Raw genomic sequence first — 16,043 nt, 5'->3', positions numbered from 1 at the left:
CATAAACCACAAACAACAAAACAAATCACAAAAGCAACATGAAAAAACGATACGCATTATGGCTAGGGCTATACCTAGGCCTGCTTGTTATGAGCAATTCTGCAATGGCGCAAGAATTGAGCATCTCTGGCAAAGTCGTCGATGCCAAGACCGCTGAGCCGCTTTTAGGTGCAGCCGTACGCGTCAAAGAAACGGGCGGCGGCACACTTACCGATGCATTAGGGCGGTTTCGACTGACGCTGAAAGTGTCCACAGCAACGCTTTCTGTCAAACTTGTAGGCTATAAGGAAAGGACTGTGGTCGTTACAGAAAGCACGGATAACTTGGTCATCGAGTTGCAAGAGGACATTTTACGTGCAGAAGAGTTAGTCGTTACAGGTGTTGCAACTGGGATTCGACGCGAAAACTCACCGACGGCTATTGGCACCCTCAAAGCCGAAGAGCTTCTGCCGGCACCTGCTCAGACTATTGAGCAAACGTTTGCCGCGAAAATCCCTGGTCTTTCAATTAGCCAGAACACTGGTGCACCGGGCGGCGGTATCAGCATCAACTTGCGCGGTGTCTCCACGCTGGTTGGCAACTCGCAACCGCTCATTTTTGTGGATGGTGTCATTATTAGCAATGACCAAATCCAAAGTGGGTTAGACGCACTAACGGCTGCGACGGGCGTAGGCAGTCCCAGACCACAAAGCCAACCGTCAAATCGCTTGGCTGATATTAACCCGAATGATATTGAAGAGATTCAGATTCTGAAGGGTCCAACGGCCGCTGCGGTCTATGGGGCAAAGGCAGCTGCTGGCGTAATTTTAATCACAACAAGGCAAGGACGACCCGCTGACAAAGCGACCATTGATTTTTCACAGCAGACTGGTTTTTCCCGTATCCTCAAAAAGCAAGGTACGCGTAACTGGTCAGCAGATACGACTGGATACTTCCGCTTTTTTGGACGTCCAGCACCTGCTAACCTGCCCTTTATCGACTACGAGGATGAACTCTACGGTCAGACAGGGTTCATTAGTGAAACGAACCTCAATGTACGCGGCGGCAGTGCAAATACCATTTTTCAATCAGTGGTACAGCGCGCACCGAGCAAGGCATTATTCGCAACACAGGTTATAGCCGCTACAGCGCACGGCTTAACCTTTCGCATCGCTTCTCCGATAACCTGCTCGTAGATGTCGGCTTAAACTATATCAACACGAACTCGGATCGTAGCGCCACCGGCAACTCGAACAACAATGTGAGTCTGCCATATCTTGCTGCGTTTATTCCAAGTTTTATAGATGTGCGTCCACAAGGCGGTAGCTACTCTGATCCGACCAACAACGGCGCCAACCCTTTTGAGATTATTGATAAAGTGACCAATAATGAGCGCATTGACCGAGTGGTCGGCTCCGTCAAATTAGACTGGACGCTCTTTCGCACAGAGACTCAGCGCTTGAGTTTTGTGGCGCAAGGTGGCGCAGATTACTTTACACAAGTCAATACTATTTTTTCACCGATTAACACGATTCACGAACAGCTTGCGCCTCTGCCCGGACGAAGTCTCAAAAACAATACCCCAACCTTCTACAACAATCTTTATACAAGTCTGATACACAATCTGCAGGCTGGCGGAATTTCTTTTACCACCTCAGCGGGCTTGCAGTTAGAAAACCGTGATATCAATAGTTTGCTGCTGGTAACAAGGGGCTTGCCCTCCATCTCAAACAATCTTAACCAAGTTGCTAACGTACAGCAACTGCAAATTGTTACGAAACAGTACGACCAAGGGCTCTATATTCAGGAAGATGTTGACATAGAAGGTCTGGTCTTCCTCACCCTCGGTTTGCGTGCGGACCGAAGCAGTGCTAATGGTGATGTCGATAAGTTTTACTTCTTCCCCAAAGGTGGGGCCTCGTTGCTGCTGTCTAAACTTCCCTTATGGGAAAGTCTGCGCACAACCGTTGAATCCGCAAAGATTCGTGTGGCGGCAGGTCAAGCGGGTACATTTGCACCGCCAATTGCTAAGTTCACGACTCTTGGTGCGGGTAACATTAGCGGACTAAGTGGCTTGACCCTTCCCTCTCGCCCGGGCAACCCCGACATTGAACCCGAGCGCGTAACCGAAATAGAACTTGGTTTCGACCTCGGTCTTGCTGGCGGCTTTGCTTCACTTGAATTTTCATACTACCTGCGCCAAATCTCTGGTCTTGTCGTTGAAGCCCAGATTGCGCCGTCCTCTGGGGGAACCACCCGCTTTGAAAATGGTGGCGACATGGTCACCAACGGCATTGAAGTGGCACTTAACCTCAGCCCTGTGCGCACGGCCGACTTCAGCTGGGATGCACGACTGAATTTCTTCCGAACCACAGCTGAAATCACTGAACTCAAAGTGCCAGACTTCACGACTGGTGGATTCGGCGTTGCATTAGGCGCCTACTACATTGGCAAGGGCTATTCGCCAACAACTATTGTCGGTCGTGAGAGTTTCGGACCGAATCCTAATGCCCCGAACCCGAATGCTGCACCGGGACGGTTTAATGGCTTAGTGCTGGGTAATGAACTACCTGATTTTCGCGTTGGGTTCTCGAACTCTCTGCGCTTCAAAGGCGTTGAACTTTACTTTCTGTTAGATTGGAAACAAGGCGGCAATGTCATTAATCTCACTCGCTTCCTAACCGATCTTGGCGGCACCTCACCTGACGCTGGCTTAGACGGTGAAATTCAACGCACCGCACTGCGCACTGGGAGAAATCCTGTCACAGGACAGCCAACCAATCAGCCTCTTGGGACACCATGGATTGAAGATGGTACTTTCTTGCGCTTGCGCGAGCTAGCACTTACCTATACCTTTGACCGTAACTTGATTAATAGCTTATTTGGTGGCGCGATTTCTTACTTGCGTATCGGACTGACGGGTAGAAACCTGCTGCTCTTCACACCTTACGCCGGTTACGATCCTGAGGTCAGCAACTTCGGCAATATCGCTATCGGACGTTCTGTTGATGTAACCCCATTTCCTTCAGCACGTAGTTTCTACTTCAACCTTTCATTTGGACTGTAAAGGAGGAGATAGAAATGAACTTTCTAACCAAGAACAAGTTTCAAACTATGAATACACTTGCAGCGGTATCAACCGCTTTATGCCGATTTGGCTTATTTTCACTCCTAATTTCATCACTGTTTGTCTTCTACGGTTGCCCCGATCGGAATTTTCCGAATCCTAACTCTGCTGATCCAGCCACAGCAGGCGTGCAAAGTCTGGTTACTGGCGTCGAGTCCTCCATGCGAAACGCTGTAGGATTTATCTCTATGGCACCTCGATCATCGGACGAGAAGCCTACTACTTCGGCGGCGACGACCCACGCTACATGGCTGAATACAAAGGCGGCGCTTTGGATCCAGGTGGTCCGTTCAACAACAACAACTACATTCAGCGATACAATGTAATTGCAACCGCCAATGCCTTGCTGGATGTGGCAGCGAACCTACCCGCAGAAGAAAAACGTGGTGTAGAAGGCTTTGCAAAGACAATAATCGCTTATCAACTGCTGATCGTGCTCAATCAACTCAACGAGAACGGTATTAAAATCCGCTTCTCACCCGATCCGTCTGCTCATCCTTTTGTTTCCAAGGCGGAGGGCTTTCGCGAAATCAACCGCTTGTTAGATGAAGCTCATGCTGCCTTGACTGCAGCTGGTACACGCTTTAACTTCCGTCTTTCGAACGGTTTTGCCAATTTTAATACACCTACAACTTTTGCGCGTTTCAATCGTGCCTTGCGTGCCCGCGTAGCCGCCTACCAAGGCGATTACAACACCTGCCTTAGCGCACTTAGCCAGTCTTTCCTGCGCGAAGGCGATACTCCAGATGATATGAACCTTGGTGTTTATCATGTCTTTAGCACGGCTCCCGGCGATGCGCTCAACCCACTTTTTGAGCCACCTGCACAAGCCGTGCGCTGGTGGGCACATCCCAGTGTTTATCAGCAGAATCAAGACACGGCTACCGATCGCCGGATTCAAACCAAGTTGTTCCGTCGCTCACTGACTTCTGCCTATGGTGTTTCTTCCACATTTGTTGTTTCGGTATTTCCAAGCAACGTGGCACCTATTCCAATTATCCGAAATGAAGAGCTTTTGCTGCTGCGTGCTGAAGCCAATATCCTTGGCAGTACGCAAAATCTGGCAGCTGCAACAGCAGACATTAACCGTGTGCGCCGTGCCGCTGGCGTACCAGAAATTCCAGTCTTAGCCAATAGAGACGATGCACTCGACCGCCTCATTTACGAGCGCCGCTACTCACTCTTTTGCGAAGGGCATCGCTGGATTGATATGCGCCGCTTCCCTACACGACCGGGCTCACCGAATCCTAATAACTTGCCCGGTCGGCTCAACGAATTACCAATTGACCGCACCGGCGATAGAATTGTCGTGAATTTTGAGCGCCCAATCGCTGACGTACCGCGCCAGTAAAGCGTCGCGCAGACCGTTCTTAGTGTTTGGCTTGAAGTTACTTGACTTAAAGCGGAGAGGCAGACTAGCCTCTCCGCTTTTTTATGTCTGATCTAATAACAGGACTTAGGAAAAACGACTCAAACGCAGGAAGTTAATTGGTTGTGAGGTCCGTCCTTCTAAGGCAAGCTCTGCCATTATTTCACCGATGAGTGAAGCAAACTTATAGCCATGTCCTGAAAACCCACCAGCGAAAAATAAGCCTTTGTAGTTTGGATGTTCATCAATGATGAAGTTTCCATCGGGCGACATGTCGTACATGCAGGTTGCCGCTGCACTGCGCTCTGGGGTGCTGCAGGAAAAAGCAGTTTGGATAAAAGTCAGAAAAGGCGATTCATCGCTGCTGTCAACTGGGCGCTTAGTATCTTTGGGTGTTGCCACTGATTCATTGCGTATATGCTCACCAATTTTGACTCCTCGTGCACTGGCGGCTGCCAAACCGTAGAAGGCTCCTAATGCTGTTGCCATGTAAAAGTTTGGCATCTTCTCGTTTGAAAAATCATGTTCAGAAAGTTTGCGCGCCGTCGCTAACGCGCTAGAGCGATACCAAAACAGACATTTGCGCCAAATGTCAAGTTTGATGTTCAGTTCTGCCAGCAACGGTTTGAGCCATGCTCCCGTTGTTAGAATCAGCTGCTTGGCATAAATTTTTTGACGCTGTGTTTGAATCTCAAAGCCCTCACGATGCGCTTTCCATGCTTGCAGCGGTTCATTGAAAAAAAGTGTGGCTCCACTTTTGCGAGCTGCATCAATGTAGGTTTGAATGGCTTTCTCTACCATCAAACTTCCTCCAATAGGATCATAAATAATTGTATCGCCATCACGGAAAGCAAATTGTGGAAAACGCTTCTGTGCTTCAGCGACGGACAGAATCTCGTGCGGCAAGCTCGAATACTTTTCGTAGCACTGCAGTGTGCCTTTGATATTCGGGTCTTCTATCGGACCAGCCATCACTAAGCCGTTTTGCACAAAGAGTGTTTGCCCCGACTCTGCTTCAAAGGCGCGCCAGAGTTCATAAGCACGATTCAGCAAGGGAATATAGTCTGGATGCTCAAAGTAGGCTTTACGAATGATGCGCGTCTCACCATGCGAGCCGCCTTCTTGATGAGCAATACCGAATTGCTCAATACCGCATACCTTTACCTTACGCTTCGCCAGCTGATAGGCGACTGCACTTCCCATTCCCCCCAAGCCAATTACAGCCACATCATAGCGTGGCTTTTTGCCAACTGTCGTGCTTGTAGGCAGAAGAAGAGTAGAGCCCAGTACTCCCAAAAGAAACTCTCGTCGCTTCATTGTAAAAGGAATTGAGGTTTATATGTCTTATTGAAAACCTTACGCGGAACGCCTTGCTCTACGATAGCCGAGCGCTTTTTAGTTGATTGGTTGTATCAACATTTAGGTAACTGTTCAGCGAATTTTACGCACATAGTAACAGACGCTGGAGGCGACTTCAGGTGTAACTCCGTGAATAGCCGCCAGCGAGCCCCAAAACAGCGCTTTCAGCAGCGTAAGCATACCTCCCGCCTTGCCTTTCACGGCTGCACAAAGTTGCTCACTTAGCAAAGCATTGTAGTAACTATCCAGCACTAGCCCGTGCATATCTACAATAGCAAGACCGTGTTTTTTGAGAAGTGCTGCAAAACTTTTCGGTGTGAAGTGATACAGATGACGCGGTGCATCAAGTCCAACCCAATACTTACCATAGTGTGCAGCGTCCAGACTATCCAAGTTTGGCATTGCTGTCATAAAAGTACCATTTGGCTTGAGCAGCGTATAAATTTTATCGAGCGTCTCATTCAATCGATGAATATGCTCGAGCGTATGCCACATCACGATTAAATCTTGTTGTTCTGAGACATCCACTGTCAGCAACTCGCCTTGAGACACGTTGAGTTCGTTTTCTTGACGCGCATAGCGTGCAGCTTTTTCTGACACCTCAATGCCCATCAGATTCAGTGAGGCAGGGCTTTGCCTACGCAGTTCTAAGAGAAAATCGCCTGTTGCGCAACCAATTTCGAGCACGTTGTAAGTTTGGTTCGCCTCAAATTGCATCCGTTTCAACACCGCACGTGCTTTGTAGCGCAGTGAAATAAACCGTCGGATAAACTTATAGACTTTGTCTTGCAGCGATGCTGCGTGTTTGAGTGAGATGAAAGGGTCGTAATCCAGCGCTTCATAGAATTTTGCAATCTCGCTTTGTGGTGGGCGCGGGTTGAGCATTGCAAGCCCTGACGCGCGCGATACCACTATATGCCATTCATCGCCTTTTGCCACCTCAAAGCGATTCGGCACTTCATAACGCACATCAAAGTCAGTGGCTTCTGAAATCGGACAAGCAATGTATTCCATGTGAAGGCAATCAGGATTGTGCTTCAGTCAGTTCTAAGAAGGCTTCTTCGAGTGTTTGTTGGCGCGATGCAAGATGTGAAAGTGAGATACCTTTCTCGAATAGGAAACGATTGAGGGCTGCAAGATCATTGTCTGCAAGTTCTACCAATAGCCCATCGGGTTCTGTAGTTGCAGAAACGAATTTATCATACTGGCTGACCACAGATTTGAGCGCTGTCATATCCTCCGAACGAATGAGCGCAAAGAGGTTATTGCTGACAATCTCACGCAAACTGCCTTGCTTCAAAATTTTGCCTTTTTTGATGATTGCAATGTGCGTGCAGGTTTGCTCGACTTCGCTCAGCAGATGGCTTGAGAGAAACACCGTTTTGCCGGCGGCAGCAAGCGATTTAATGATGCGACGCACATCACGGATGCCTTCCGGGTCTAAACCGTTGGTGGGTTCATCTAAGATGATGAGCTCGGGGTTGGATAGTGCTGCGGCAGCAATCGCCAGTCGCTGCTTCATGCCAAGTGAGTAGGTTGAAAATTTATCTTTCTGCCGACTTGAAAGCTCGACCAATTCTAACGCCGCTTGAATTTGCGCCTCTGTTGCGCCTTTGATTTTAGCCACAATGCGAAGGTTATCATAACCGCTAAGGTAGGGATAAAAATTCGGGGTTTCGAGTGTTGCTCCAATGCGACGTCGTGCCGCATTAAGATCGCGTGTCTCAAAGAGCCAAATCTCGCCGCCTGAAGCATTGATGATGCCAAGGAGCATGCCAATCGTCGTCGTCTTACCGCTGCCATTAGGACCTAAGAATCCGAAGACTTGTCCTTGCTGCACATGGAAAGTCGCTTCGTCGACCGCACGCACTTTACCATATATCTTGGTCAGTGCGCGTGCCTCAATGATTCGCATAGAATTGATTTCGTCTCTAATCGGGAGATAACGCTTGGTATGCGCTTTTCCCACTTGGCTTTACTTACTTGAAAAACTCGGATACAAAGCTAAAGAAATCTTTCAGAAAAAGCCAGACCTGCGCTCAGACGTTCTAACACACATGCTCTCTCTGCAATCGGCTACGAGATGTTGTAAATTTAGCAACTTGCACATGCAGATTGTTCTTCATCAAATTTTCTTATTTATGTCCTGCAACTTGCAAGTCGCTTGGGGGTTGTTACTTCTTGGCTCTCTCTAAAATAAGGCATATGCGTTTTTCTCTTCGGCAGACTGTTGTGATAGGCTTCGATATCATCGCGTTTTTCGTAGGTGCTATGGGCATTGTTGAACTTACGCACAAAGCTGACCTACCCTTTTCACTAAAACTCTCGCAATATGCTCCAGTAATCTCGCAGGTATCTCCTGATGGGCTGCGCTATGGAATCAAGGAAGGTGACAAACTACAAGTGCTAAGTGCGCTACCTGTCAGATGGCTTAGTGAAGTAGAGTTAGTCTTGGAGCAAAAACGTCCGAATGAATGGGTAACACTGCGTCTTGCACGTGACACACTGCAGCGCATCATCAATCCGTTTCACAGTGAGCATATCACCAGCCAGATTGTTCCAGTCGAGCTGCAAAAAGTTCTGCAAGTCAAACTCATGCCTCGCTTTTCAGTGTGGGACTTGCTGGTCGTGGCGCTCTGCGCTGGATTATTTTTTGTCGTAGGAATTATTGTCTATCTAAAAAAGCCCAATGACGAAGCTGCACAACTCTTTCACAGTGCAAGTGTCCTGACCGCCTTGATGATTACAGCTTCACATTTTTACCTTGCTTTGCCCACACCTTTGCGGCAACTCTCTAGCCTGCTTAGCGCATCTGCTTTATTGATTATGCCTGTGATGTTTTTGCATTTTACTTATCGTTTTCCTGCGAAAAGATATTTTGGTCAGACCGCTCAACACGATAAAGCCCGCTGGATTGCACTGTATGCGCTTGCAGGCGCCTTGCTGCTGCTGTGGTGCATCATGCTTGCTTGGGTAGATTGGGGTGAAATTCTCTCCTTACAACTTCTTGGGTGGCTTGCATGGCTCACCACAGCCTCGCACTGGTTCTTTGCTATCTGTATCATTTGGGGCGTTGCCAATTTCTTGCATCATTACATCATGGCAGATGAAGAATCTGACCGACGCAAACTGCGCTGGATACTGCTGGGACTTCTTGCAGGACCTTTGACGTTTGCCCTGCTCTGGCTTTTGCCAAAGCAACTCTTAGGGGAAGCGCTCTTAGCACGAGAAGTGATGATGCTGGCTTTGACGCTCACGCCGCTGACTTTTGCAATTTCCATCGTGCGTTACCGCTTGATGGATATCGATTTCATTTTCAACCGTGGCACAGTCTATGCCTTAATGTTGGGCATGGTAACCCTCGCATACATTTTGCTCATCAATTTGATTGCGTGGGTGGTAGGCGATATAGCGGATTGGGGAAAGTCGTTTTGGGTTGCATCGCTGATTGCTGTGCTTGCTTTGTTAATTGAGCCTGTGCGTCAGCGTATTCAAGCTTTTGTCGATAAGCAATTCTTCCGTGTGCAGTATAACTACCGTGAGGTTGCACGACGCACGCTTAACGACATGAACCATGCCGTTAGCCCTCAGCATCTTGCCCATCAGCTACTGATGCAGATTGACAATTTCTTGAAACCCCGTTTTTTGCTCCTTCTGTTAAAAAATGATGAAGCACACTTGGATGTGCTCGCACAACAGCCAGAGACAGAAGCGATAGACTTACAGCCTTTTGCATCGCTTCATGCAGAAGACAGCATACCGCTTGCCCATCCAGAAAAAGTAGAGCCAGGCTCAGCCATCATACCGCTGGACAATGCTAAATTGATTGAGTCGGGTGTAACCTTGATTTTTCCGTTGCGCTCAGAGCAACAGAAGATAATTGGCTGGTTTGCACTCGGTGAAAAAAAATCTCAAAACCCTTACAGTAATGAAGACCTCGATTTACTCGATGCACTTACCGCACAAGCCAGTGCACTTATTGAGAAAATGAAACTTCAAAAAGCCTTAATTCTTCAAAGCGCTATCGCAGGACGCCTCAAAGAGCTTGCAGACATGAGAGTTCGCTTCGTGTCCGGTGTCTCACACGATTTGCGCACACCGCTCACCTCCATCAAACTCTTTGCTGAGCTCTTGCAAAGTGAAGTTTCTGCAGAAAATCCTGCTGCACAAGACTATTTGAACATCATTCAAGAAGAAATTGCCCGACTAGAACGAATGATTGCAAATATTCTCACCTTTGCTAGACACGAAAACCGCACACTGGAATACAATTTTTCAGAACTTGACTTAGCTGTGCTTACGCACAAAATCTTAGTAAACACAGCGGCATACTTCAGAAGTCAGAACTGTATCGTAGAAAAACATATCACTGACGATCCGCTGAATATCTATGGCGATCATGATGCACTTACTCAAGCCATAGACAACTTACTTTCTAATGCCATCAAATACTCTCCCAACGAAAAGAAGCTAAAGGTAGAAGTCTTTCGGCAAGATAGCTATGCAGGCATGCGCATCACGGATTCAGGCATAGGTATTGCTGCAGATGAATTGACGCAAATTTTTGAGCCATTTTATCGTTCATCGAATCCTGCCGCAAAGCAAGTTGGCGGGACAGGCTTAGGGCTCTCACTGGTGCGGCAAACCGTTGAAGCGCATGGCGGGAAAATCCATGTGCAGAGCGAACTTGGAAAAGGTAGCACTTTTACGCTGCTGCTGCCGCTTGCTGCCGAAGCTAACCGATTGCACACCTGACTTCACTTTGTTGATTGTTGCTTTTCCTTTCCTTGCTCCCTTCACAAAGGCTGCATTTTGTGTTATTTTTGCGCCCAAAAACACTACAACTATTTCGTTCATTTCTGATGATAGACCTTAAACTCATCCGTGAATCCCCCGACACTGTCAAAGCCATGCTTGCTGCAAGGCAGATGCCCAGCGAAGTTTCGAAAGTCGATGAACTGCTTGCACTTGATCAGCGCCGCCGTGCTATGGTTGCTGAAGCCGACTCGCTCAAAGCCTTGCGTAATAAAGTCTCTGACGAAATTGCTGCTATCAAGAAAAATAAAGGCAACGCGGAAGATAAAATCGCTGAGATGAAAGGTGTGTCGGATAAAATTGCAGCCTTAGATAGCGAGATTCGTGCCAACGAAGCGGCGCAAGAAGCCATTTTGCTTGCACTCCCAAATATGTTGCATGAGAGTGTACCGATTGGCAAAGATGCAAGTGAAAACAAGGTCTATAAAGAAGTCTTAGAGCATCAACGCCAGTTTGATTTCCCTGTTAAAGACCACCTGCAACTTGGTAAGGCGCTGGGCATTTTAGATTTTGAGCGTGGTGCAAAAATTACAGGCGCAGGATTTCCGGTCTATGTCGGCAAGGGCGCTACACTGGAGCGTGCGCTTATCAATTTCATGCTCGACACGCATATCTCAAAGCATGGCTACACGGAAGTTTTTCCACCGTTCTTTGTCAATCAAGCCTCGCTGCGTGGCACAGGACAATTCCCGAAGTTTGTCGGACAAGTCTATCGTGTTGGCTACGATGAACAAGAGCGATATGAGGAGAGTGGACTACAACTCTTTGCGATTCCAACTGCGGAAGTGCCCGTTACCAACCTGCACCGCGAAGAGACGCTCCGAGCTAAAGACTTGCCTATCAAATACGCAGCGTATTCAGCTTGTTTTCGCAGTGAGGCTGGCAGCTATGGTAAAGATGTCAAGGGCTTTTTGCGTGTGCACCAGTTCAATAAAGTTGAATTGGTAAAATTCACGTTGCCCGAATCATCTTATGATGAACTTGAATCACTGCGTGCCGATGCTGAAGCCATCTTAGAGGCTTTGAAGTTACCGTATCGCGTTTTGCTGCTTTGCTCAGGCGATATCGGCGCAAATGCTGCAAAGTGTTACGACCTTGAAGTGTGGTCGCCAGCTGAACAGCGGTTTTTGGAAGCCTCAAGTTGCTCTAACTTTGAAGCCTATCAGGCTCGCCGCGCAATGATTCGCTTCAAGCGCGATGAAAAGTCCAAACCCGAATTTGTACATACGCTCAATGGCTCGGGCGTAGCTACTTCGCGCCTGATGGTCTCGCTGTTGGAAAATTATCAAACCAAAGATGGCAAAGTTATTGTGCCCGAAGTGCTTCGTCCCTACACACATTTTGATGTAATAGAATGAGCATCGTAGCGTCAAAAGTATTGTGTTAGGTTTTATTTGCAGCACTAATCCCGAATTTGCATTTGCAAAGATTTGCTTGCCCTGCTTGCGGTTGTGCCATATAAATTGCGCAAAAAGTGTTAAATTACGCAGTCTTTGTAACATTAGTAGTAAGTAGTATGGAAAACGACTCCCGCTACGCTGTCGCACAACATTCCTTGAGACAAATCTGGCCCTTTGGGCGACAAGCCACTTTATTTCTGCTCTCAATTGCCATCGGCTTTCTTGTGGTTTGGCTTGCGCCTGCTGATCAACTCGGCAAGCCTGCACTCTACACGCTCTTTATGCTCGCTGTTGCCGTCTCGCTTTGGATTACTGAAGCCATACCACCCTTTGCAGTTGGCATTTTGATTATGGCTTACCTTGTCTTTGCTATGGGAAGCCTTAAGGCAGAGGGTGTGCCAGTTGATGTGATGCAGTATGTCAATACATGGTCGAGCCCTGTGATTTGGCTTATGCTCAGTGGCTTTTTCATTTCCGAAGGCATGCGACGCACATGTTTGGATAGAGTCATTTTTAGTTTTGCGCTCAAATCTTTTGGCAATGCTGCGCCTCGCCTGCTTATGGGCATGATGCTGATGACTGCAGTTCTCTCAGCCATCATGTCGAACACGGCAACCACAGCGATGATGATTGCCGCCATTCTTCCGTTTCTCAATCGTGCCCAAAAAGAGAATATGCTCTCGAAAGATTTGCTGCTGGGCATTCCTGCTGCAGCATCGTTGGGCGGAATGATTACAATCATTGGCTCACCGCCGAATGCAATTACTGTTGGGGCACTGGCAACCAATCACATCAATGTAAGTTTTGCTGAGTGGATGCTCTATGGCTTGCCTATCGCACTCATTTTTTTGGCAGCCTCGTGGTTTTTGCTCTCGCGCTCGCTTGTCAGCCAGACAATTGAAATTAGCCTACCGACACCTTCTAGTCAGGAACATGCAAAACTCATGCGCCTGCCTCGCTGGACGGTTGGCATCACACTTGTCGTAACGCTTTTACTGTGGATGACCTCTACCCTGCACAAAATTCATGTCGCAGCCGTCGGCGCTATTCCAATTGTCGTGCTGACCATGAGCGGGATTATTCGTGCTAAAGATTTACGCGCCTTGGCTTGGGATAGTTTGATGCTGGTAGCAGGCGGTCTGTCACTTGGACTTGCTATAGAAAAGTCAGGTCTGGCACAGTATGCCGCCAGTTTCTTACGCTTGCAAGACGTAAATCCTTACCTGGTTATTCTTTTGCTGGGTTATGTTACAACACTTGTTTCAAATGTCATGAGCAATACTGCTGCAGCAAGCGTCTTAATTCCTGTTGGTGCACTGCTCTCACCTGAACATGCCCTTCAAACTGGTATGGTTATCGGGCTGTGCGCTTCAACTGCCCTGCTCTTGCCTGTCTCTACACCACCTAATGCAATTGCTTTCAGCACTGGTCTCTTGGAACAACACGACTTTCGCCGTCTGGGCGGGTTTCTTGCTCTTTTTGGTCCACCTGTTATCACGCTTTGGGTTGCGCTGGTTACAACTATGTTCTGACCTCAGTCTGTTTTAGCGCACGAAACACCGTCTGCAAAAGTGCTTCAGCACGAAATGGTTTATTGATTGAGCCTTGAATGCCAACGGTACTTAACTTTGCAACCTTTTCGCCATCCATTAGCCCTGTCATGATTACCACAGGCACACTCGGCTTGATGGCGCGAATGGCATGCACACAGGCAATACCGTCCATAATCGGCATCATAATGTCAGTCAAAACCAGATTAATTTCATCTTGATGCTTTGCGAAGACTGCTACCGCTTCTGCCCCATTATTGGCTGTGCGCACAGTGTAGCCCATGCTAAGCAGAACCGCGTTAGCTACTTCACGCACTCCCACATCATCTTCAACAAGCAGAATGACTTCGCCACAGCCCACCATAGCTTCAATTGGTTCTTCTGTTACCTGCGTCTGCTGGGCTTTTGTTGCAGGAAAATAAAGCATAAACGACGTGCCATGTCCTACTTTGGTCTGCACATCAAGAAATCCACCGTGACTGTTCACTACAGAATAGACGATGGATAACCCAAGCCCCGTGCCTTTGCCGACTTCCTTTGTCGTAAAGAAAGGTTCGAAAATTTTGTCGAGCACGTCGGGCGAAATACCTGTGCCTGTATCCGTTACCGTCAGCTGCACATACTCACCTTCTTTTGCATCAACATAGAGTGCCGCTTGCTTTGCACTAAGAACGACGTTCTTGACTTCAAGCGTAAGTTTGCCGCCATTCGGCATGGCGTCGCGAGCGTTTACGCAGAGGTTCAAGATGGCTTGATACAGCTTCGTTGAGTCACCTAAAATCATCCAGATCGTAGAAGGAGCCTCAAGCTGTACTGCAATTTCTTTCGGGAATGTTTGCGAGACAAAACGGTAGACATCTTTTGCCAGTTGGCTCAGATTCAAAACTGTCTTTTCACCACTTTCGCCGCGCGCAAAACTTAGAATTTGTCTCATCAACTCTTTGCCACGCTCTGCACTTTGCTCAAGCATATCTATCCAGCGCCTTGCTTGTTCGTCAGGATTGTACTGACGCAGCAAAAGTAAGCCTGCAAGAATTGGCGCCAGCACGTTGTTCATATCGTGTGCAATGCCGCTGGCGAGCAGTCCGATGCTATCCATGCGCTGATTACGCAGCATCTGACTCTCTAAGTTTTTCTTCTCAGTAATATCCGTATTGACGATGAGCACTTTGTCAGGCTCTCCATTTTCATTAGGCACAAGCACACATTGACTTTCTACAATGATGACATTGCCATCTTTCGTGCGCTGACGCAGTTCCCCTGACCACTCCCCTTTTTCAAACAAGATTTGCCTGCGCACCTCATCTTCAGCAATATCAGATTCCGAATAAAGGTCGTACTTGATATTTCTGCCTAGCACTTCTTCTTTTGTCCAGCCGTAAATGCGCTTTGCACTCGCATTCCAATAAAGCACTCTTCCATCAAGCTCTTGAAGAATCACCGCATCACGTGTAATCTCCAAAAGCGCTGCTTGCTCACGCAATTTTTCTTCCATAATCTTTCGGTCAGTAATGTTAATGCCCACACACACTGCCGCTTTGCCATGGTGATACTTTTGTGCTACAATCAAATGCTGCATGCGCCGACCACCAATTGTTACAGTATCTTCCATAATGCTCCCTTGATACGGCGATTCAAACAGACGCTTGAGAAAATCATGAAATTTTGGATTGAGAAACCCAACTTTTTTGCCAATATATTCTTCGACAGGCTTTCCCAGCATTGAGGCTAAGTATTGATTGAGTCCCAGATAAGTGAGATTGGAATCAACCCATGAGACAAAACCGGGCACCGCATCTAAAACCGCTTGAAACTGCTCTTTGGCTTCGACCAAATCCTGTTCAGCATACTTACGCTCCAGTGCAATCGAGACCGCTACAGCTGTCGATTTGAGAAAATTTCGTATCTCCTCGTCCCACAGTGCCGATGACTTCACTCTTTGCAATGCCGCAATGCCACAAAACCTATTTTTTACCGATATGGGGATGAGTAAAAGTGCTTGCACACCACCTGATGAAGAGAGCATCTGTTCAGCTATCGTCAACTCTTTGACATGGCACATTAGCATCTCACCTGTGTTGAGCATTTGTCGAGCTCGTTCAAGTACAGTTTGGTATTGCTCACCTTGCAAGTTGAGGTTCTGCCATTGCGTTTGCATTTCCACACCCTCAGCGCACCATTCAGCAATGACACTTAGAGCCTCGATGCCACTTTCACTCGGATGATATTGGAACACGGTGATGCGATCAACTTCCGCAAGTTCTGCACACAGTTTGAGTAGAGGCAGGCAATTCTTTCGGTTAAGATTGCGCTCCATGAGCAAAAAGCGTTCAATTTCAATCATTGTCAAGAGTTGCCGCTCTCGACTCGCTGTATCTGTGGATGAAGTAGACGGGCTTTTAGATGAAGGTATCATAACTGAGATTTGTTTTAGTCAACCTATT

Annotated in this window: 10 protein-coding genes; 6 read left to right on the top strand and 4 right to left on the bottom strand. The window is 47.7% G+C overall.

Annotated features, from left to right (window positions below; genetic code table 11):
- Positions 1-38: 38 nt before the first annotated feature.
- The 3 genes from CMR00_02285 (at position 39) to CMR00_02275 (ending at position 4,457) form a co-directional block, all read left to right on the top strand.
- Positions 39-1,175 (top strand): hypothetical protein, encoded by a 1,137-nt coding sequence (locus CMR00_02285; GenBank protein PIO48931.1) that lies wholly within the window; start codon positions 39-41, stop codon positions 1,173-1,175.
- Positions 1,067-3,046 carry a hypothetical protein gene (locus tag CMR00_02280; protein ID PIO48930.1) on the top strand — a complete coding sequence of 660 codons (1,980 nt, stop codon included), beginning with the start codon at positions 1,067-1,069 and terminating at the stop codon, positions 3,044-3,046. Before CMR00_02285 ends, CMR00_02280 begins: the two co-directional genes overlap by 109 nt.
- A 307-nt stretch (positions 3,047-3,353) precedes the next feature.
- Complete coding sequence (locus tag CMR00_02275; protein ID PIO48929.1) at positions 3,354-4,457, top strand: RagB/SusD family nutrient uptake outer membrane protein; 1,104 nt, start codon at positions 3,354-3,356, stop codon at positions 4,455-4,457.
- Between the two features lie 105 nt (positions 4,458-4,562).
- On the opposite strand, the gene CMR00_02270 is transcribed toward CMR00_02275, so the two are convergent.
- The 3 genes from CMR00_02270 to CMR00_02260 form a co-directional block, all read right to left on the bottom strand.
- Positions 4,563-5,792 carry an N-methyl-L-tryptophan oxidase gene (locus tag CMR00_02270; GenBank protein PIO48928.1) on the bottom strand — a complete coding sequence of 410 codons (1,230 nt, stop codon included), beginning with the start codon at positions 5,790-5,792 and terminating at the stop codon, positions 4,563-4,565.
- Positions 5,793-5,906: 114 nt separating this feature from the next.
- Positions 5,907-6,848: a methyltransferase type 12 gene (locus CMR00_02265; GenBank protein PIO48927.1), complete on the bottom strand. Its 942-nt coding sequence runs from the start codon at positions 6,846-6,848 to the stop codon at positions 5,907-5,909.
- Positions 6,849-6,858: 10 nt separating this feature from the next.
- The gene (locus tag CMR00_02260) at positions 6,859-7,803 is read right to left on the bottom strand and encodes an ABC transporter ATP-binding protein (protein PIO48926.1); all 945 of its coding nucleotides are present in this window, start codon (positions 7,801-7,803) and stop codon (positions 6,859-6,861) included.
- A 236-nt stretch (positions 7,804-8,039) separates the two neighbouring features.
- Between CMR00_02260 and CMR00_02255 the strand changes: the two genes are divergently transcribed.
- The 3 genes from CMR00_02255 to CMR00_02245 all read left to right on the top strand — a co-directional run bounded on the left by CMR00_02255 (position 8,040) and on the right by CMR00_02245 (position 13,581).
- A complete protein-coding gene (locus CMR00_02255) occupies positions 8,040-10,589 on the top strand; it encodes a hypothetical protein (GenBank protein PIO48925.1) in 2,550 nt (849 codons plus the stop codon).
- A gap of 107 nt (positions 10,590-10,696) precedes the next feature.
- Positions 10,697-12,007 carry a serine--tRNA ligase gene (locus CMR00_02250; protein PIO48924.1) on the top strand — a complete coding sequence of 437 codons (1,311 nt, stop codon included), beginning with the start codon at positions 10,697-10,699 and terminating at the stop codon, positions 12,005-12,007.
- A gap of 158 nt (positions 12,008-12,165) precedes the next feature.
- Positions 12,166-13,581, top strand: a complete 1,416-nt coding sequence (locus tag CMR00_02245; protein PIO48923.1) for a transporter — start codon at positions 12,166-12,168, stop codon at positions 13,579-13,581.
- Here CMR00_02245 and CMR00_02240 read toward each other — a convergent pair.
- Positions 13,571-16,015 carry a hypothetical protein gene (locus CMR00_02240; GenBank protein ID PIO48922.1) on the bottom strand — a complete coding sequence of 815 codons (2,445 nt, stop codon included), beginning with the start codon at positions 16,013-16,015 and terminating at the stop codon, positions 13,571-13,573. The genes CMR00_02245 and CMR00_02240 overlap by 11 nt on opposite strands.
- Positions 16,016-16,043: the final 28 nt, after the last annotated feature.

Origin of the sequence: [Chlorobium] sp. 445 (assembly GCA_002763895.1) — a bacterium.
Lineage (GTDB): Bacteria > Bacteroidota > Chlorobiia > Chlorobiales > Thermochlorobacteraceae > Thermochlorobacter.
This window is presented reverse-complemented; position numbering and strand designations above follow the sequence as displayed.